The organism is Streptomyces sp. NPDC002889 (assembly GCF_042888425.1).
Lineage (GTDB): Bacteria > Actinomycetota > Actinomycetes > Streptomycetales > Streptomycetaceae > Streptomyces.
The window spans coordinates 62,259-82,608 of sequence record NZ_JBIAPT010000025.1; the positions used below are offsets into that span (position 1 = coordinate 62,259).

Here is a 20,350-nt window from a genome sequence, read left to right on the forward strand (position 1 = left end):
ACGCAAGGAGGGGCCATGTCGCTGCGGCTCACTGTCATCGGCACCGGCTATCTCGGGGCCACTCACGCGGCCTGCATGGCCGAGCTCGGGCACGAGGTCCTCGGGGTCGACGTCGACCCCGAGAAGATCGCCGCGCTGCGCGCGGGCCGGGTCCCGTTCTACGAGCCGGGCCTCGGTGAACTGCTCGTCAAGCACACCGAGTCCGGCCGTCTGCGCTTCACCACCTCCTACGAGGAGGCAGCGGCATTCGGCCAGGTGCACTTCTCCTGCGTCGGCACGCCGCAGCGCAAGGGCTCCGACGCCGCCGACCTGACCTATGTCGACACGGTGATCGAGTCCCTCGCACCGCACCTGAGAGGGCCGGCGCTCGTCGTCGGCAAGTCCACCGTGCCGGTCGGCACCGCCGACCGGCTCGCCGCCCGCCTGGCCGAGCTGGCACCGGCCGCATCCGCCGTGGAGCTGGCCTGGAACCCCGAGTTCCTGCGCGAGGGCTTCGCCGTGCAGGACACCCTGAGCCCCGACCGGCTGGTCCTGGGCATACGATCGGCAGCCGCCGAAGCGCGGCTGCGCGAGGTGTACGCGCCGGTCATCGCGGCCGGTACGCCGGTCGTCACCAGCGACTTCCCGACCGCCGAGCTGGTGAAGACGGCCGCGAACGCGTTCCTGGCCACGAAGATCTCTTTCATCAACGCGATGGCCGAGCTGTGCGAGACAGCGGGCGCCGATGTGTCCGTGCTCGCCGAGGCCATCGGGCACGACGCCCGGATCGGCAACCGGTTCCTGCGCGCCGGTGTCGGGTTCGGCGGCGGCTGCCTGCCCAAGGACATCCGCGCCTTCGCGGCCCGGGCCGAGGAACTGGGCACCGGCCGGTCGCTGGCGTTCCTGCGGGAGGTCGACGCGATCAACATGCGCCGCCGGGACCGGGTGGTGGAGCTGGCCCGCCAGCTGTGCGGCGGCTCGGTGCACGGACACCGGGTCACGGTGCTCGGCGCCGCGTTCAAGCCCGACTCGGACGACATCCGTGACTCACCGGCCCTGAACGTCGCGGCGCGGCTGCAGCTCGACGGCGCGGACGTGACGGTCTACGACCCCAAGGCCATGGACAGTGCCCGCAAGTCGTATCCCCTCCTCGGCTATGCCCTCTCGGCCGAAGAGGCGGTGACCAGGGCGGACGTGGTGCTCCATCTCACCGAGTGGCGCGAGTTCGCCGAGCTCGACCCCCACCGCCTGGCCTCCCTCGCCTCGCACGCCCGCATCGTGGACGGGCGCGGCACCCTGGACGCTTCCCGATGGGCCGCCGCAGGCTGGCACGTGCGGGTGCTGGGCCGCCCGCCGGCCGGGGTGCGCTGACCCGCGGCGCCGCAGGCACCCTTGGGCCGGGACCGGATCAGGACGGGCTCAGGGCCGCAGATGCTTCAGGGTGAATCCCGGGCCGGGCGTACGGGCCCGCCCGCAACGCCGCGGGGCCGGCCGGTGCGCCGGCGCCGGGATGCGCGCCGCCGGCAGTTCGGCGTTGCAGGCGGGCGTGCAGGCCGGTTCCGGCTCCGCGGGCGACTCCCGGAAGCGGCGCGTGTGGGCGCAGACGGCGTACACGGTGGCGAAGCGCGTGGCGGCCGGGGCGGTCTGACCGCCGGCACGTTCCCGAACAGCCCCATGACAGCCCCCACTTGCCCCAGTCGCACGATCGTTCGAACTGTATGCCGGCCGGCCGCCGACCGGCGGCCTCATGGGTTCAGGACCGCGTGAGCCTGCCACGGTGCGGCCGGGCCGTGCGAGGGCTTGGGCAGCCGGTACGAGGGGCCCCGCCTGCCTCCCGCTTTGCGGAACAGGGCGTTGGGGGCCGGTCATCCGTGCCGGCGCAGGTCGTGGAAGAAGTCCTCGATGACGTGGAGCCGGCCGGAGCGGGCCGTCTCGTCGTAGACGTATTTGCCGACGGCGAGGTCGAGTACTCCGAGGCCGAAGGGTGAGAACACCAGGGGCCGGCCGGTGGGGGGTGTCACCCGTGCGCTCATGACGTCGGCGAGTGTGCCGGTGAGGAAGCCGCGGTTGCCGGTGAGCTGTTCGGCCAGGTGCGGGGAGGTGCCTGCTTTGAGGCAGTGGTCGACGTCGTCGACGATGTTGGCAGAGGCGAGGATGATCTCGGGTGCGAGGTCGCGCAGGGACACGTGCAGGACCAGGGGGTTGTGGCCGAACCAGGCCAGGTCGCTGATGTGCGGCTCGCCGGCGACGGTGGCCAGGACGACAAGGTCGCTGGAGCGGATGAGTTCCTCGGGGCTGTCGTGCACGGTGATGTGTCCGGCGGCGGGGGTGTGCCGGAGGTAGCCGCGGAAGCCGGCGGCGCTGTCGGGGGACAGGTCGTGGACGCCCGTCTCCTCGAAGGTCCAGCCCACGGCGGTCAGGAAGGTGTGGATGTAGCGGGCGATCAGGCCCGTGCCGAAGAACCCGATGCGGGTGGGGCGTTGCCGGCTGCGGGTGAGGTGGTCGGCGGCCAGTGCCGCGGATGCGGCGGTTCTGGTGGCGCTGATGATGGAGCTTTCCAGGCAGGCGAAGGGGTAGCCGGTGTCGTGGTCGTTGAGGATGAGCACGGCCGAGGCGCGTGGGATGCCTGCTTCGACGTTGCCGGGGAAGCTGGAGATCCATTTGAGGCCGTCGACGCGGACCTGGCCGCCGATCGAGGCGGGCAGGGCGATGATCCGGGAGGAGGGGCGGTCGGGAAAGCGCAGGAAGTAGGAGGGCGGGTTGACCGACTCTCCGGCGGCGTGGAGCCGGTAGGTGGCCTCGATGAGGTCCACGATCTGCTGTTCCCGGTCCCGCAGGGCGTGCTGGACCTGGGCGCCGGAAATCACCGCGAACGGTGGCACGGTGTGCGGCTGGGACATGGCGGCCTCCAGTGCGGTGGAACGGAGGGTGGTCATCCGGCGCTCACCTCGGCGGTCGGCGGCCACGGGGCCGGGCGCAGCGGCTCGGCCATGGCGACGAGTACCTCGCGTGGTCCTTGGAAGGCCTCCCTGCTGTGCGCGGTGCGCACATTGTCGACGAGCATGAGGTCGCCGGCCTGCCACGACTCGCGGACGGTGTGGGCGGTGTAGGTGTCGCCCAGGAGCTGGATGATGTCCGGGCCGATGGGGTCACCGCCTCCGAAGCGGGTGTTGAAGGGCAGTGCGTCGGCGCCGTGGACGTCGATGAGGTACTCGCGGATTTCGGGTTCGATCGTCCATTCGTTGAGGAAGGCGATCTGGTTGAACCAGCAGCGGCGGCCGGTGACCGGGTGGGCCGTCACGGCGGGGCGGCGCTGGCGGGTGCGCAGGCTGTTGTCGGGCTGCCAGGCGAAGTCGATGGCGTGGGTGCGGCAGTAGTCCTCGATGGCGGCCCGGTCCTCGGTGCCGAAGGCCTCGGCGCAGGGGGCGCCGATCTCGTCGTTGTAGGTGCGGGTGAGCAGCCAGCCCTCCCGTTCGAACCGGTGGACCAGCTCGGTGGGCAGCGCGTCGAGGACGGTGGCGGCGTCGGCGATGGCGGTGGCCCCGCCGGTGGTGGGTGCGCTCAGGCAGGCGAACAGCATCAGGCCGGGGGGCTGAAGGGCGTAGCTGAGTTCGTGGTGCATGCACATCGGCTGGTTCGGCGGCCACTGCGAGGAGGAGTACACGCCCGGGGTGTAGGTGCGGCGGGGGGCGAAGGCTTCCCTGTCGGTCGTCAGGTCCGGGGCCAGGTGGTGCAGGACGGCGGCGGCCCGGTCCGCGTCGCGCAGGCCGAGGCCGCGGATGAGGAGTGCGCCGTGTTCGGTGACCAGGGTGCGCAGTGCGTGGCGGTGTCCGGCCGCCCAGGCCGGCGCGTCGTGGGGGGTGCCGGTGTGCAGGATCGGGGGTTTGCCGGGGTGCAGGTCCACTTCGAGGAGGGACGCCGGCGTCGGGTAGGGCATGGTGTTTCTTCCTTTCGATGTGGTTCAGGAGGAGGCCGCTGGTTCGGTTGCCCGGCGCTGGGGTCCGTTGTCGAGCAGGGCGGCGAGGTCGGCGAGGACCGGGTGTGCGGTGATGTCCTTGGGGGACACGGCGCGGTCCAGGGCGATGGCGAGTTTCACCGCCGACAGGGAGGTGCCGCCGCGGTCGAAGAAGTGGTCGCGGCGGCCGATCTGCTGGACGCCGAGCACGGTTGCCCAGGCGGCGGCCAGGCGCTGCTCGGTCGGTGTGGCCGGCGGCTCGTGGGTCTTTTCGGTGGTGCTCAGTTCCGCGGCGAGTGCCACCAGCGCCTTCCTGTCGATCTTGCTGTTGGGGGTCAGGGGCAGGCTTTCGCGCCGGTGGAAGGCGGCGGGGATCATGTAGGCGGGCAGTGAGGCGCCCAGCTTGCGGTTGAGGGTCTTGGTGTCGAGGGGCTTGGGGGCGCAGTAGAAGGCGACCAGGTGTTTGCTGCGGTCGGCGTGTTCGCTCACCACCACCGCGCCGTCGCGGATGCCGGGCAGGCGCAGCAGGGTGTTCTCGATCTCGCCGATCTCGATCCGGAACCCGCGGATCTTGACCTGGTCGTCGCGGCGGCCGAGGAACTCCAGCTTTCCCGACGGGTGCCAGCGGCCGTAGTCGCCGCCGAGGTAGAGCCGCATGCCTTCGCGGTGCGGATCGGGCAGGTAGGCCGCCTGGGTGCGTTCGGGGTCGTTGATGTAGCCGCGGCCGACGCAGACCCCGGAGAAGGCGATCACCCCGGGGGCGCCCAGGGGCACCGGTGCGAGGTGTTCGTCGACGACGTAGATGCGCGTGTTGTTGACCGGGCGGCCGAGCAGGATGCGTTGCGGTGCCCGGTCCATGACGTCGTGGTTGGTGTCGTCGGAGGTCTCGGTGAGCCCGTAGGCGTTGACCAGGTGGATCCGGGGCTGGGCGGTGAACCAGCGTTCGGCGAGTTCCTTCTTCAGCGCCTCGCCGGTGACCGACACGTAGCGCAGGTGGGGCAGTGTGCGGGGGCGTCGTTCGAGCTCGGTCAGGACGGCTTCGAGGTAGGAGGGGACGACCTGCAGGACGGTGGCCCTGCCGTGGGTGATGCGGTCGAGGAAGCGGGGGACGTCGAGGATGGCGTCCTGTTCGACCAGCAGGGTCCGCCCGCCGGCCAGCAGCGCGCAGAGCAGTTGCCACAGGGAGATGTCGAAGCACTGCGGTGCGGTCTGGGCGACCACCTGTCCCTCGCCGACCTGCAGGTCGTCGATCTTGGCGTAGAGGTGGTTGAGCATGCCGGCGTGTTCGCACATCGCGCCCTTGGGCTCCCCGGTGGAGCCGGAGGTGAAGTAGATGTAGGCGAGCTGGTCGGGTGTGACGTGGATGCCCAGGTCGTCGTCGGCGTGGTCTTCTTCACAGGCCTCCTCGACGAAGAGCCTGTGGGCTGCGGGCAGGGCGTGGAGTGCCTGGTCGAGGGTGGTGGTGCTGCCGGGTTCGGTCAGCACCAGGGTGCATGCGGCGCGGGAGAGGGCGGCGGCGATGCGTCCGGCCGGGAAGTGCGGCTCGATGGGGAGGTAGACGCCTCCGGCTTTGAAGACCGCGAGGACGGCGGCCAGCCAGTTGAGGTTGCGTTCGCTCACCACCGCGACGACGCCTTCGCGGCCAAGGCCCCGCGTGAGCAGGGCGCGGGCCAGCCGGTTCGCCCGGGCGTTGAGCTCCGCGTAGGTCCACTGCCTGTGGGCGTGCACGGCGGCGACAGCATCCGGATGCCTGCGCACCCGGTCCTCGAACAGCTCGTGCACCCGCGCATCGGGCAACGTGCGCTGCGGTCCGGCCAGTTGCTCGAGCTGGAAGTGCAGCTCCTGGTCGGACAGCAGGCTCTTGTGTGCGTGTGCGGCATCGGGGTCGGCGGTGATCAGCGCGAGCGCGGTCAGGTGATAGCCGGCGATACGGGCGGCGCTGTGGGCGTCGAGGATCTCGGTGCGGTAGCCCAGCCGCAGTACGAGCCGGCCGTCGTGGCCGCGGATGATGCCCACCCGCAGCGCGGTGTCCTGGGGGAGGTGGGCGCCGGCGCCGGCGGGATCGAGGACGGTCTCGAACAACGGTCCGGTCAGGCCCAGTTCGCGCCGCAGAGCGTCGATGTCCCCGGCCGGGACGTCCTGGTGTGCCAGCAGCTGTGCGGCGGCCTTGTGGGTGTGGTGCAGCAGTTGGCGCCATGAGGCGGGTGCGCAGGTCAGCCGGCACGGCAGCAGACGGCCGCCCTCGGTGACGTAGCCGGTGGTGATCTCCTGCTCGCCGGACAGTGCCGCCAGCACCTTGGCGTGCGCGGCCAGCAGGAGCGATGCGAGCGGCACCGCCAGCTCGCCCGCCAGCCGGCGCAGCCCGCCGGCGGTGTCGTCGGGCAGCGGTGTCTCGTACTGGCCCACGCCGGTCACCGGGTGGGGGGTCCAGCGCGGGGCCGGGGTGAAACCGCCGGCGGTCAGTACGCCGCGCCAGTACTGCCGGGTGCTGCGGGTGCGGCTCGCCTGCGTTGCCATCGGTCATTTCCTCTGCTGGTTGCGGGTGCCGTCAGTTGGTGTCGTGTGCCGGGGCGGCGGGGGCGGGGCTGTGTTCCGGACGGTCCTGACGGGGGGTGGTGGTCGGCGGCATCTCGCGGGCCGGGTTGCCTCCCCACGGGGCGTGCGGGGGGATTTCCTCGCCCTTCATGAGGAAGGAGTCGGGGGCGAGCAGGGCGCCGTCGCCGATCGTCACGCCGTAGTGGACGAAGGCGCCGACCCCCAGGGTGCAGCCGCTGCCGAGGGTGCTGCGGTCGGACTTGAAGGCGCCGTCCTCCTGGGAGTGGCACTGGATGACGGTCCCGGCGTTCAGCGTGCTGTCGTCGCCGACGCTCACGAGGGTGCGCTCGGGGAAGAAGCAGCCGTCGTCGAAGACCCGCTTGCCGATCCGGGCCCCCAGCAGCCGCCAGATCACGTTCTTGAAGGGGGTGCCGTCGAAGAGCTGGATGTAGTGGGCCGAGGCCATCTTCCAAAAGCGTTCATGGCGCCAGAAGGAGGGCTCGTAGATCGAGCAGTACAGCGGCTTCTGGGCCCTGAATCTTGTGGCGGCCCGTTCGATCAGCGCGAAGTGGACGACGGTGAACGCGAGGGTGAGGACGCCGGCCAGTGCGATCGCCGGTGCGCCGAGCACGGGGTAGAGGCCGGCCGCGCCCAGGGCGATGAGGGTGACCACGAAGAAGTGGATCCACCGCGCCAGCAGGTACAGGCCGGCCGTTGCGGCATTGTGCCTGTTCTTGGCCGCCAGGCGGCGGCGCAGCCGGTCGCCGCTGTGAAGGTGGTGGAACTTGTTGTCCCGCATCACCGTGCGCGGGATCTCGAAGCTGGGTGAGCCCAGCAGGCCCACGCCTTCGCGCACCGGTCCGTCGATGGGGACCATGACCTTCGTCGCGAGCAGGCAGTTGTCGCCGGTCCTGCCGCGCGAGGGGTAGGCGATGCGGTTTCCGAGGAAGTTGCGGGGCCCGATCGAGGTGCGCGACACCCTGAAGGACGTGCTCGAGAAGTCGGCGTTCATGAGGGACAGGCCGTCGGCGACCATGGTGCCGGTGCCGACAGAGCTCATGTACGGGTTCTCGTGCTGCACTTCGGTGCCGAAGTTCGACCCGGTCTGCTCGATGCCGGACAGGTGGTATCCGAGGTAGCGCAGGTAGTGGACGATGCCGGAGCTGTCGCCGAAGAGCGTGGTGAACAACTTCCTGTTGGTCATCAGCGCGATCGTCCGCTGGATGCCGTAGTGGAAGCCGTACAGCGGATAGACCTTGCCGGGCTTGATGGCCCGGTTGAGCAGCCGCGGCACGGTGCCCACGAGAAGGAGGCCGGCGAGCAGGGAGCCGAAGAACAGGACCAGGGAGGCGGTCAGGGCATCGGCGTAGAACGCCGGGCTGGTGAAGGCCGCCGGCTGCGCGGTGCGCAGCGCATGAAGCTGCGGGACGCCGGCGAGCACAATGCTCACGCCGCCCATCGCCAGCGGCAGATACACCCCCAGCAGGGTCAGCAGCTGCACCACGCCGTAGAAGGCCCTTCTGACGGTGGGGCAGGGAGCGGGGCCGACGGTGCGGTAGTCCACCTCGGCCGGCTGCGCCGGGGAGCCGTGCCAGCGTTCGCCGGCGGGCACCCGCTGTCCGGTGTGCAGGCAGGAGGCGTGGCCCAGCTGCGCGCCGTCGCCCATCGAGGTCCCGATGTCCAGGACCGTGTGCTCGCTGACGAGCACGTTGCTGCCGAGGGTGACCGGGCCGGTCTGGATCAGGCCGGCGTGGGCGCGGTAGCAGGACAGGAGCACGTCCTTGCGGATGACCGTGCCCTCCTTGACGGTGAGCAGGTCGGTGCAGACCGGGATCGTGCGGGAGAGGATCGTGACGCCTTTGCCGATCCGCGCGCCGAGCGCCCTGAGGTAGAGCACGTAGAGCGGTGAACCGGCGAACAGGCGCAGGGGGCTGGTGCGGATCAGGGTCTTGACGACCCAAAAACGCACGTAGGCCGGGCCCCACAGGGGGAACTCGCCCGGCCGCCAGCGGCCGATGAGGGTCCACTTCGCCACGACCGGGACGGCGCACAGGCCCAGGAAGCCCGCGCCGGCGAACAGGACCGACCGCAGGTACAGGCCGGCCGGACCGGAGCCGGCCGAGATCCACGCACAGCCTTCGGCGGCGACGAGGGCGGCGAGGGCGGAATAGCCCAGGAAGAACAGGAACTGCCATGTTCCGCAGACGATGTAGCGCCGTGTGCCGGCCGCTGCCCCCGCCCCGGCCGCTGCCCCCGCGCCGGGCGGTGTCTGCGCCGGTGCCGGCACCGGCGCAGCCCGGACGGGGGCGGGGGCGGTGGTGGGCGCGGTGGTGGCGAGCGCGGCGGCCAGGCTCCGCAGCGTGGGGTGGCGGTAGATGTCCTTCATCGACACCGCCGGCAGGTCCGCCCGCTTCCTGACCCGCGCACAGAACTGGGCCATCACCAGGGAATCGGCGCCCAGATCGTTGAAGAAGTGACTGTCGGCCGGCACCTGCTCGATGCCCACCACGCCGGCCAGCACCTGGGCCAGAAGCCTCTCGGTACCGGCCTGCGGGCCGGCGTCCTGGCCGTCCCCGAGGGCCGGGATGCCGGCCCGGCCGGCCGTCAAGACCTCCACAGATTTCCCTGGCACGTGAGCTCCTTGAAAGACGTTACGGTCGGCGCGGACGGATGCGTGATGCCCGCCTCTCCAGTAGGCCCGGCCGCAGGATTCCTGTCCTGCCCCTGAATTTCGGGGCTTGACGCACCGCACCGGTCTTGATAGCCCGACCGCTCTGCCGGCCGTCCCCCCTGCATTCCCTTGCTCTCTGTTGCTTTCTGTGCGCGTCGCCCGGCTGACGTCCGCGTATCACAGGCACCCGTTCAATCCGCGGGGAAACCGCCCGGGAATTGCGCCGGCCACCCCGCGCGGTCCAGCGCGTTTTGGGCCCAGGGCGGATACCCCGGCGGGGCAGATCACGCGGGGCCGGGGCGGGACAGGGTTGCGGCCAGGCCCGGAACCGGGGGGCGGGACAGGGTTGCGGCCAGGCCCGGAACCGGGGGGCGGGACAGGGTTGCGGCCAGGCCCGGAACCGGGGGGCGGGACAGGGTTGCGGCCAGGCCCGGAACCGGGGGACTCCCCTGGTGCCGGTGGCCGGTTCAGCCCCTGTCCCGGGCCCGGCCGGCCCGCTTGTGCGCGAACAGGGTGCCTGTCAAGTCCCGAATTTTGGTGGCATGACAAGGCTGCTCCGGTCCGGGCGTACTGGAGATGTTCCGGCGAGCCGCAACTCGCCGCCGGATTCTTTCCCCGGGCCGCGCCGAAACGGATCCGCGGCCGGGAGGCAAAGTGCCTCAGTCGAGGAGACGACCATGCCCGTCATATCCGCTCCCCAGGCCTTCAACGAGGACGACCTCTACGTCGACCTCGAGCAAATCCTCGGGAAGTCGCTGTTCCTCAAGTGCGAGGGATTCAATTTCGCCGGCTCGATCAAACTCAAGGCCGCCACCGAGATGGTCGAGGCCGCCGAACGCGACGGCCTGCTGACCAAGGACTCGGTCCTGGTCGAGTCGTCCTCGGGCAACCTGGGCGTGGCCCTGAGCATGATCGCAGCCAGCAGGGGCTACCGGTTCCTGTGCGTGACCGACTCCCGCTGCAACCTGTCGACCAGGATGATGATGGAGGCCCTGGGCAGCCAGGTCCACGTCATCACCGAGCCCGACCCGGACGGCGGCTTCCTCGGCGCGCGCATCGACCACGTCCGCGCCCTGTGCGCCTACGACGACCGCTATGTGTGGCTCGACCAGTACACCAACCCCAGCAACGGCATGGCCCACTACCGCAGGACCGCCCCGGCCATCGCCCGGCAGTTCCCCGACCTGGATGTGCTGTTCGTCGGGGCCGGCACCACCGGGACCCTGATGGGCTGCGCGCGCTACTTCCGCCAGTGGCACCGGCCGGTGCGCATCGTGGCCGTCGACAGCGTGGGCTCGGTGACCTTCGGGGGCGCCCTGGGCCGGCGGATGATCCCCGGCCTGGGCACCAGCAGGCGCCCGCCGCTGCTGGACGAGTCCCTTGTCGACGATGTGGTGTGCGTGGCGGAGGCCGACACCATCCGGGCCTGTCACCGGCTGGCCAGGCGTGGGTTCGTGTTCGGCGGTTCCACCGGCACCGTGGTCAGCGGCGCGATGGACTGGCTGGCCCGGCAGGAGGAACAGGAGCTGACCGCGGTGGCCATCGCCCCCGATCTGGGCGAGCGGTATCTGGAGACCGTCTACGACAACACCTGGGTGCAGAGCCTGTACGGCCAGGACCTCCCCGCCCCCCAGGCGCCGGCCACCGCATCCCGGGCAGCCTGACCCCCGCCCGCGCGAAGCCCCCCGCCCACCGCAAAACCCCCGCGGCACAGGCCCTGCGACGCCGTGCCGGCCACCCCGGGCACGCGACCAGGAGGCCCGGTCCCCACGGCCTGCGCACGGTCCCCGGCCTCTTCGGCCGCCGGGAACGCCGCCCGCGCGGGCCTGCCCGCCCTCCTGCCCACCGATCCGCCCGCCGCCGGCACGGCGCGGGCCACCGATGACGACCGGCGAGGCACACAGCACCGCAGGCACCGGCGCCAGGGGCGCGGCATCGGCCAGTACTTCGACGCCGGCCCCCGGGCACGCCGGGCACGCCGGGCACGCCGCCGCAGGAGGCCCGCGCCCGGCGGCGCTCACACCGCAGGGCGCACAGCCGGACCGCCGTCGCGGGCTTCGCCGGCGCCGGCATGCCCCCGGCCGGCACCGCCGCGTCCCTGACCGCCCTGCCGGTTGCGGGCGAAGCCGCAGCGCGTGGCACGCCCTGGCCGGCGCTGCGCCCCGTTCGTCCGTGCCGGCGCGCCGGGCGGGCACCGACACCGGGACAGCCACGGCACGATCCGGTCCCCGACCGCAAGGCAGCCGGCCGCAGGCCGGCGGATCCCCGCCGCCGCGCACCGTCCCCGCGGGCGCCGCGGGCGGGCGATGGGCCGGGGCGGACCGGGTGCCGGCAGCGTCCTGAAGGGCGGCGCACTGGCCAAGATCAGAGGTAGAAACGCCCCTCCCGCCACTGTCCGGGCGAACCTTCCCACTCCTCGATGACCGCCTTCGGTGTCACTGGAAGCAGAGCTTGGTAGGGGTACGTACGCACGTGCTCGGGATGCAGGACGCAGCGCCGCCTGCACCGCACCTACGACCAGATCTCCCGGCTCGAAGCGAAAGCCGAGCGACGAGCAGCAAACTGGCAGCGCCACAGGACCACCACCATCGCCCGCACCTACGGCACGGTCGTGGTCGAAGCACTCACCATCACGAACATGGTCACGTCGGCCAAGGGAACCATCGGGAAGCCGGGGAAGACGTTGCCCAGAAGGCCGGGCTGAACCGCACCATCGCATCCCAGGCGTGGAACCGCACGGTCACGATTGACGTACAAGAGCGCCCAGCACGGCGGCACCCTGGTCGAAGTCCCCGCCCCCGGCACCTCCCAGCGCTGCTCAGCATGCGGCTTCACCACGCCCGGCAGCCGGGAAGACCAGGCCACGTTCGTGTGCAGGAACCCCGATTGCGGCCGGTTCGCCAACGCCGACCACCACGCAGCCCGGAACATCTTGCACCTGTACCGGATCGGCCTCGTGGCATCCCGGCTGCTGGAAGAGCAGTCGCCAGGCGCGCTCGTCGCGTCAAGCCTCCCACCGCAAGGCAGGGCGGAATCTCCATCCTGAGCTCAAGAAGGGAGGAGAGCGCTTCAATTCCAGGACGTGAACGCCGCTGGGCCGGCCGTGGACGCCCATGGCCGGACCCCGGACCCGGTCCGCCCTTCGGGCAGTCTGAACACCCCCCGGCACACCTGCCTGCGCCCGGTCCCACGCGCCCGCCCCGGGCGCAGTCCCGTCGGGCCGGCTGCGCTGCAGGCGGGATTCTCCCGGCACCCTCACGGGCCTGCCTGTGAAACCCTGAAAAACTGCAGGCCGCGGCTTTTCGCCGGCAGCCCGGGCGGCGGGCACCGGTGGCGGGGGCGGGCAGGGCCCGCGGCGCTCACCCGCTGTGCAGCGATGTCGTGTGCCGTACATGCACGGGCGCCGGACCGCCTTCCTGGCGGCCACCCGCCCGGGCGGGCGTCACAGCCCCAGGGAGATGGCCAGCCGGGTGAGTTCGGCCGTGCTGGTGATGTTGAGCTTGGCCCGGATACGGCGGAGATAGGCGTCGACCGTGTGCTTGGAGAGCCCCATGTGGCGGGCCGTTTGCAGGTAGGTACGCCCGGCGGCGATATGCCGCAGTGTCTCCTTCTCCCGCGGGGCCAGCACAGACGCGGGGGCTTCGGCGTACGGCGTGGTGAGTGCGAGGCTCATGGGATTTCCTCCGACGGATCGGCTCGGTCATCACTGCTCACACCCTCGGAAGCAGGGGACATGTGCCTGAATGCTGCGGTTTGTCCCTTTTCAAAAAGCGTGCCCGGGGGACTTCATGACGGTGTCCGCCGACTGTCACAGGCGTGTCACAGGGCCCGTCCGCACGGCGCACCGCAGCGCGGTCACGGCAAGGAGCCCTACGGCTGCGCACGTGATCCGCCGCCCCCTGGGCCGGCCTCCCGCAGACCTCCCGCGGGGGGCCGCCTCTTTCGCGCGGGGACGGCCGGGTCTGCCGGTTTTGCCCCGTCGCACACTCGCTGCACATTCCCTGTCCCAGCCCCGCACGGCCGGGGACCGCAGGCACGGCCACGGCCGGGCGGGCGCCGGCTCCCGGGCCGCCGGCCGCCTCCCGGGGCACTGCCGGAGGCAGGGCAGGGGCAGGGCAGGGGGCAGGGCGGGCCCCTGGTGACAGCGCCGGGTTGGTGCTCCCCGCCCCTGAGGATCATGCTTGTCGAAAGAGCCCCGGCCGTGCAGGTTCCCGAAGGGCGAGATGAGCGGCGATGGAGCGACTTCCCACCCCTCCTGGCGAGCGGCCCAACGAGTCGGACGCCTCCCTGCAGTCGGCCTACACGGCCACGGCCACCGTCAACGAGCAGGGCATCGTGACGGGGTGGAGCGAAGGCGCCCGGCGGCTGCTCGGCTACCTGCCCTCGGAGGCCGTGGGCCAGAGCGCAGCCCGGCTGCTCGCCGACGACGCCGGCGAGCAGACACGGCCCGATGCGGCCGGGCGCACGAGGTGGAGCGGCACCCTGGCGCTGCGGCACCGGGACGGCCACCGCCTGCGGCGGCAACTGCTCGCGCACCGACGGACACCGAACGGCCCGGCCGCCGAGTGGCTCGTGGTGTCCGCCGTGGCGGGCAGGCCGGGCACACCCGGGGGCGAGGCGCTGAGGGACTGGGCGTTCCACCAGTCCCCCGACATCCTGGCGGTCTTCGACGCGGACCTGCGGCTGGTGCAGGCCAACGCCGGCATGGAGCAGGCGCTTTCCCTCACCGAGGACCAGATGCGCGGACTGCGCCTGCCGGAAATCGCGCCGCATCCCGTGAGCGACGAGGCCCAGACGAAGATGCGCCTGGCACTGCAGAGCGGCGAGCCGCAGCACGTGGAGGCCTACATCCGCCCCACGGGCATCAGCGCCGAGCACGGCTGGCCGGCCTGTCTCGCCCCGCTGAAAGACCCCGACGGCACGGTCCGCGCCGTGTGCCTGGGCGCGCACTCCAGATCCGGGGAGTACTCCGCCCGGCAGCAAAAGCTCCTGCTGAACGACGCCGGCGCCCGCATCGGCACCACCCCGGACATCCAGCGCACCGCGCAGGAACTGGCCGACGCCGCCGTCCCCCGGCTCGCGGACTTCGCCGCCGTCGACCTGCTGGATGCCCCCCGGCACGGCGGCGAGCCGCCCCCGCCTGCGCCGGCACAACCCCTCACCATGGCCCGCACCGCTGTGCGGTCGGTCCCCGGCGACAGCCCCCCGCCCCGGCCCGCGGCGGGAGAAAAAACCCTCTACCCGGCACTGTCACCGGTGGCCCAGTGCCTGGCCCAGGGCCACGGCACCCTGTACGGGGGGAGCGACCCCGCCATCACCCGGTGGGCCGCCCAGGACCCCCAGGCCGCCTGGATCCGCCAGGCCGGCACCCACTCGGTGATGGTGGTGCCGATGCGGGCCCGCGGCATCACCGTCGGCGTGGCCCTCTTCAGCCGCCACCGGCGCCCAGAGCCCTTCGGACCGGACGACCTGTGGCTGGCCGAGGAACTCACCGCCCAAGCCGCCCTCAGCATCCACAACGCCCGCCGGTACACCCGCGAGCGCACCACCACCATGACCCTGCAGCGCAGCCTGCTCCCCCACACCCTGCCCGATCAGCCGGCACTCGAGATCGCCTCCCGCTACCTGCCCGCCGGCACCCAGGCCGGCGTGGGCGGCGACTGGTTCGACGTGATCCCGCTGTCCGGCGCCCGGGTGGCCCTCGTCGTGGGCGACGTGGTCGGCCACGGCATCCGCGCCTCGGCCACCATGGGCCGACTGCGCACCGCAGTACGCACCCTGGCCGACGTCGACCTGCCACCCGACGAACTCCTCACCCACCTCGACGACCTCGTCATCCACCTGTCCGCCGACGAAGCCGGCACCGACGACACCACCGAAACCGCCGGAGGCATCGGCACCACCTGCCTGTACGCGGTCTACGACCCCGTCTCCCGCCGCTGCGCCGCCGCCCGGGCCGGCCACCCCCCGCCGGCCGTGGTCACCCCCACCGGCGCCGTCCACTTCCTCGACGTCCCACCCGGCCCGCCGCTGGGCCTGGGCGGCCTGCCGTTCGAAACCTTCGAGACCCAGCTGCCCGAAGGCAGCCTCCTCGCCCTCTACACCGACGGCCTCCTCCAAACCCGCGACCACGACATCGACGACGCCCTGGACAAAATGTTCCAAGCCCTCGCCCGCCCCGCCCAAACCCTGGAAACCGTCTGCGACCGCATCCTCGCAGCCATGCTCACCCACCCCCCCGACGACGACATCGCCCTACTCATCGCCCGCACCCGCGCCCTGCACGCCGACAAAGTCGCCGCCTGGGACCTGCCCAGCGACCCCGCCGTCGTCGCCCAGGCCCGCAAGAACGCCACCGACCAACTCGCCACCTGGGGACTGACCGACGCCGCCTTCATCACCGAACTGACCGTCAGCGAACTCCTCACCAACGCCATCCGCTACGGCCAACCCCCCATCCAACTACGCCTCATCCACACCGACCACACCCTGATCTGCGAAGTCTTCGACTCCAGCAACACCGCCCCCCACATGCGACGCGCCCGCACCTTCGACGAAGGAGGACGCGGCCTGCTCCTCGTCGCCCAACTCGCCCAACGCTGGGGCACCCGCCACGCCCCCATCGGCAAAACCGTCTGGGCCGAACAAACCCTCCCCCACAACTAACAACCACACAACGGTCCGCTGCGGATTCGGCGGAACGGCCGCGGACGGCGGTGCCCACGGATGCGCCGCCGGATGCTCGACCAAGCGTTGCGCCCGTTCGATCCTGTGTGCCGCCGGCGCCCTGCCCGTCGCCGCCCTGTCCATGGCCGGCCCCCGCGTGTGGAACGGCCAGCCCAATCCGGCGGCCAGCCCCGACCAGGCGGCAGCAAGGCCCAAGGACCAGACCCAGCAGACCCACAACGAGACGCCCCTGCCGGAGCGGTCCCCCAGCGCTGCACCGACAGGCAGACGGACACCTGTCACCACCGCGGACCTCGCTCCACCGCCCACATCGCTGAAGGACACCGACATCCGCAGCTTCGCTCACCGGTGGCAGGCCACGGACATGCCCAAAGACAGCGCCCGGACGGACCAGGAACGCGCACAGCAGCGGCTCACCCGGCAAGACCGGCGGCTCACCAGCACGAACGTCCCCCACACGGGAAAACCGCCACAAGCACCCCCCTCCGGCCACACCAGGGGAGGCGACGAAATGCGGTCGCCGGGGTGACGAAACGAAATGCCGGGCGTGGGGCCCCTCGCGTCGGGCCCCACGTGCGGCAGCCCGCCAACCGGGGGGCACCGGGGTCCGTCCGGCATGGCGCCGGGGCCGACGCCACGATGTACCGGATGCTGAAGGCCTCCGAACCCTGCAGGAGATTTCCGTGAACGACCCGGGTCCTCAAGGAGCGACAAATTCGGCATCCGCTGGCGCGGGCCACAACACTGCCGGTCAGCCTGGGGTCATCGGTATCGCACTCGCCGCCGTGCTGGCGGCCGCACTCGCGCAGGGTTCCTGGCAATGGTTCGCCACCTACATCGGGGTGACGCTTCTTGCGGTGGTCTTCGCCTTCTATCGACTGCCGGCATGGACGCCTGGCATCCGATCTGCATACGCACGGAATCTGGCCGCGTATTCGCTGGTCGTCGGCCTCTGCGTAGCGATCGCGCTGGCCCCCGTGCTGCAGCGTTGGGCTTGGCTGTTTCCGATGTCAGGTACCCGTAGGGGGTGCACTGAGATGGGCAAGTACGAGGCCATCCGGGCGGGGGCCGCGCTGGCGAACCTGTCCGGTCGGGACAGCATCGCTTTGGCTTACGCGCAGAAGGCCCAGAGTCATGACGCCGTTGCTGTGTGCCTGGCAGCCACGACGACCCAGTGGCTGCCCGTGTACGCGGTCGGGGCAGCCGTGCTGGTTGGCGTGGGCGCATGGTCCCGCGACCGGGCCCGGGCGGGGAAAGAGACCCAGCCGTAACTCTCCTCGCCAAGCCTGGCAATCGTACGAACGCGCCAGGACGGTCCGAAGTAGCTGCCGGGGCGCCGACCTCAGGCCGACGGTGACCGTGTGCCCGCCGGCCGCTGCCCGGACCAGCGGCACCGACGCCCGGGACCGCCCTTACGGGATCCTGCGTCAACGACACGGGATCGCCACCACCCACAAGGCACAGAACCGCAGGTAGACGAATTCCGTCGGTTCCCCCACCATCGATGCGAAATGGCACCGGCCCACATCAACACTCACCACCGCCACAGACACCCCCTGCAGCAAACTCCCCGCCGGCTTCGACGAGTACGCCTGACCCGCTCCCCGTGGAACCCCACGTAATGAAACCCCACGAACCCCACGTCACAGCCCCGCCCGACCGGGCACCCCTGCTCCCCGGGGCAGCACAGGAGCGCACCGGACGGACAAGGCGGCACGGAGCCGGCGGACGCCGGCCGAGGCTGCCCTGTGCCGCCGTCGCCGCCCCCGACCGCACTACCGCCGCAGACCCCGGCACCGATCCCCCACACCGCAGCACGCGCCGCCCGCCCGGCCCACCACCCGCACCACTGACAGCCCACCCACAGCCGGCCCGGCCACTCACAGGAAGCAGGGCCTCGATACCCACACCCGGACCCTCGGACCCCCCACCCACTCCCGCCAGAAAACCAGCACCTGCACGTCGCCAACACCCCCCGCCCGCCCGCCGCGCAGCCGAAGCAGCAGCGGCTGCCGACCCCGCCACGCAGCATCCAGCCATCCAGACCCACCGACCGGCAGCCGTCGCCGGCCACCCCCCACCCGCTCCCGGCCGAAAAAACACCCCGCAACCGCCCCACGCCCCGGGACCGCCGGCCCGCACGCACCGATCCCCACACCCGCGCACCGGCACCGGCCGCCGCCGCACGCACAGGCCATCAACCGGCAAGCCATCAACCGTCAGCCGTCAGCCGTCAGCCCGGGCCTGCCCGGCGAAGGTGCGGCACAGCCTCCACACGTGCGAGGATCGGCAACCAGCAACAGGGGCGGGGTGTCATGGTACGGATGAAGACCAGACGGTGGCGGCAGACAGGCGCCGCACTGATCGCGGCAGGAATCGTCTCAACCGGCTGCTCCCAGCCCAAGAGCGCTCCATCCAACAGGCCGGGGACAGCCGTCCTGGACACGAAGCAGGTCGCCGCCGCACTACCGGACACGAACGCTGTGCCGCCCGGATGGACCAAAACAAAAACACCCCAGCACGACGACACGCCACAAGACACCGGGCGCACAGCACACGCCACGGCCGGCTACCACGCACCCGACCTCGACGGAACCGTCACCTTCAGCATCAGTTCCTTCCACAGCACCACCACCGCGACCGAACACCTCACATTCAGCAGAACCCAATACGACAGCGGCGTCGCCCCCCTCACCCTCCCCGGCACCGACCAGGCCTTCTCCACACACGGCTGCCTCGTCGAAAGCCTGTGCAACGCCAGCATCCACGCCCAGGTCGGAACCACAGTCATATCCATCAACATCGACACAAACACCCACAACTACCACTCCCCCGACCCACAAACCCTCAACACCGTCACCCGCATGCAAATCACACGCATCCAACAGACCCAACAAGGAAAAACACCCACCGCCACAACCCCCTGAAACCAACCAACCCCCAAACCACACCAGCCCACACTGCAGTTACCCCATGCAGGGCCACCCAGCAAACAGCACACACTCCAGGACTGTAAGACGTTCGGTGTAACTCCCGATCATGGAAGATGCATCGATGACCAGTGAGAACGTGACCGAGCGCGAGGCCGTCGAGTCGGCGGAGGCCGTGTCGGCGAAGGCTGTGGACGACCAGTTGATCGACGAGCTGGTGGGCCGTGCTCAAGCCGAGGGCCTGCAGTTGACCGGCGAGGGCGGGCTCTTGCAGCAACTGACCAAGCGACTGCTGGACTCCGCCCTGGAGGGCGAGATCACCGATCACCTCGGCTATGACAGGCATGATCCGGCGGGCAAGAACGGTGGCAACTCCCGCAACGGCAAACGCTCCAAGACCGTGCTGACAGACGTGGGACCGGTGGAGACAACCGTGCCCCGGAACCGGGAGGGCTCCTTCGAGCCGAAGATCGTCAAGAAGCGGCAGAAGCGCCTGAGCGGCGTGGACGAGATGGTGATTTCGCTGGCCGCGAAGGGTTTGACCACCGGCGAGGTGCAGGCCCCACCTGGCGGAGGTCTATGGCGCCGACGTCTCCCGGCAGACGATCTCCACCATCACCGACAGTCATAGTGGTACGCGGGTCCCCGGTGGTCGTGACCCGATCGCTGACTGACGTCCTGCTGGGCCCGGAACCGCCGCCACCACCAGACGGCTTCCTCGACGTCCGTGAGTCCGGTGTCCCTGGGCTCGCCGCTGCGGCACCCATGCGGCGAAGGCGGCGTCCATCTCCTCGACGGAGGAGAAGGCCCGGCCAGACAGGACATGGTCGCGGACGATGAGGACCTGCCGTTCGACCCTGCCCTTGCCGGTGGGACGGTAGGCGGCCAGGACGTCGATGTCGAAGTCGTAGTGGCCGGCGAAGCCAACCGCTTCGGGGTGCAACGGGAAGGACAGGCCATGCAGATAGAGCAGCGGCAGTACCTCGCTGATCTTCGGAGACTTCCGTGCCCAGGGCGGCAGGATCGCCGAGGAGAACCGCTTGCGCTCACCGGTCGCCTCGTCGACGCGTTTGTCGTTCACCCGCGGGGCCCTGACCTCGACCGTCCCGGCCGCCGTGGTTACCTTCCTCGGCTGGTGGAAACCGTTGCGCACGACCAGACGCCGGCCGGTCTCGTCCCTCTGGTCTGCCAACTCGGCTATGTAGGTGTTGACTTCCGCCTCCAGCGCGGCAGCCAGCATACGCCGTGCGCCTTCACGGACAATCTCGTCAATCAAGGAGCCGTTCGGGGTGGTGCCATCGGCGTTGACTACGCTGAGCACGGGCGTGCCTTCCCGGCCGACGTTCGCAGCGTCGGCCTACTCAGTGACTTTCAATCGATCACTCGGGAAGGTACGCCCTTCGCGTGCCACCCCGAGGCCGATCCACAGGTCCTGAGCATTGCTCCGGCGTGGCCACCGGCTGAGACAGCGGTTCGGTGCTCTCCAGAAGAACCAGCTCGTGCCGGCAGGCAAAGCGCACAGTCCGGTCCAGCGGTCTGAGGACTGCCTCCCCACGAGTGCCGCACTGGGGGCAGGCGGCAGTGTTGCCGTCC

At 71.0% G+C, this 20,350-nt stretch carries 10 protein-coding genes and 3 pseudogenes; 7 read left to right on the top strand and 6 right to left on the bottom strand.

Features of this window, described 5'->3' with window-relative positions:
• Positions 1 to 21 precede the first annotated feature (21 nt).
• Positions 22 to 1,350, top strand: coding sequence for a UDP-glucose dehydrogenase family protein (locus tag ACFYWI_RS30510; RefSeq protein ID WP_389238797.1), 1,329 nt, complete (start codon positions 22 to 24; stop codon positions 1,348 to 1,350).
• Between the two features lie 494 nt (positions 1,351 to 1,844).
• Here ACFYWI_RS30510 and sbnB read toward each other — a convergent pair whose 3' ends face one another.
• From sbnB to ACFYWI_RS30530, 4 genes are read right to left on the bottom strand one after another with little or no spacing between them, the layout of a single operon-like run.
• Positions 1,845 to 2,915, bottom strand: coding sequence for a 2,3-diaminopropionate biosynthesis protein SbnB (sbnB, locus tag ACFYWI_RS30515; protein WP_389238692.1), 1,071 nt, complete (start codon positions 2,913 to 2,915; stop codon positions 1,845 to 1,847).
• On the bottom strand, positions 2,912 to 3,916 hold the full coding sequence (locus ACFYWI_RS30520) for a TauD/TfdA family dioxygenase (RefSeq protein ID WP_389238694.1): 1,005 nt from the start codon (positions 3,914 to 3,916) through the stop codon (positions 2,912 to 2,914). Before ACFYWI_RS30520 ends, sbnB begins: the two co-directional genes overlap by 4 nt.
• Positions 3,917 to 3,940: 24 nt before the next feature.
• On the bottom strand, positions 3,941 to 6,451 hold the full coding sequence (locus ACFYWI_RS30525) for an amino acid adenylation domain-containing protein (RefSeq protein ID WP_389238696.1): 2,511 nt from the start codon (positions 6,449 to 6,451) through the stop codon (positions 3,941 to 3,943).
• Positions 6,452 to 6,482: 31 nt separating this feature from the next.
• Positions 6,483 to 9,101, bottom strand: a complete 2,619-nt coding sequence (locus tag ACFYWI_RS30530; RefSeq protein ID WP_389238698.1) for a Pls/PosA family non-ribosomal peptide synthetase — start codon at positions 9,099 to 9,101, stop codon at positions 6,483 to 6,485.
• Positions 9,102 to 9,817: 716 nt separating this feature from the next.
• Between ACFYWI_RS30530 and sbnA the strand changes: the two genes are divergently transcribed.
• Both sbnA and ACFYWI_RS30540 read left to right on the top strand, forming a co-directional pair.
• A complete protein-coding gene (gene sbnA, locus ACFYWI_RS30535; protein ID WP_389238700.1) occupies positions 9,818 to 10,804 on the top strand; it encodes a 2,3-diaminopropionate biosynthesis protein SbnA in 987 nt (328 codons plus the stop codon).
• A gap of 821 nt (positions 10,805 to 11,625) precedes the next feature.
• Positions 11,626 to 12,164 (top strand): annotated as a pseudogene (locus tag ACFYWI_RS30540) (RNA-guided endonuclease InsQ/TnpB family protein); the annotation flags it as partial.
• Positions 12,165 to 12,582: 418 nt separating this feature from the next.
• Here the strand turns inward: ACFYWI_RS30540 and ACFYWI_RS30545 are convergent.
• Positions 12,583 to 12,813, bottom strand: coding sequence for a response regulator transcription factor (locus ACFYWI_RS30545; protein WP_389238702.1), 231 nt, complete (start codon positions 12,811 to 12,813; stop codon positions 12,583 to 12,585).
• Between the two features lie 560 nt (positions 12,814 to 13,373).
• Here ACFYWI_RS30545 and ACFYWI_RS30550 point away from each other — a divergent pair.
• From ACFYWI_RS30550 to ACFYWI_RS30565, 4 genes and pseudogenes are all read left to right on the top strand, one after another.
• Positions 13,374 to 15,806, top strand: a complete 2,433-nt coding sequence (locus ACFYWI_RS30550) for a SpoIIE family protein phosphatase (protein WP_389238704.1) — start codon at positions 13,374 to 13,376, stop codon at positions 15,804 to 15,806.
• A gap of 704 nt (positions 15,807 to 16,510) precedes the next feature.
• Positions 16,511 to 17,098, top strand: a complete 588-nt coding sequence (locus ACFYWI_RS30555) for a hypothetical protein (RefSeq protein WP_389238706.1) — start codon at positions 16,511 to 16,513, stop codon at positions 17,096 to 17,098.
• A 1,053-nt stretch (positions 17,099 to 18,151) separates the two neighbouring features.
• Positions 18,152 to 18,754, top strand: coding sequence for a hypothetical protein (locus tag ACFYWI_RS30560; RefSeq protein WP_389238708.1), 603 nt, complete (start codon positions 18,152 to 18,154; stop codon positions 18,752 to 18,754).
• 127 nt (positions 18,755 to 18,881) lie between these two features.
• A pseudogene (locus tag ACFYWI_RS30565) lies at positions 18,882 to 19,380 on the top strand (transposase); the annotation flags it as partial.
• Between the two features lie 326 nt (positions 19,381 to 19,706).
• On the opposite strand, the pseudogene ACFYWI_RS30570 reads toward ACFYWI_RS30565, so the two are convergent.
• Positions 19,707 to 20,078: pseudogene (locus tag ACFYWI_RS30570) on the bottom strand (transposase); the annotation flags it as partial.
• Between the last annotated feature and the right edge of the window lie 272 nt (positions 20,079 to 20,350).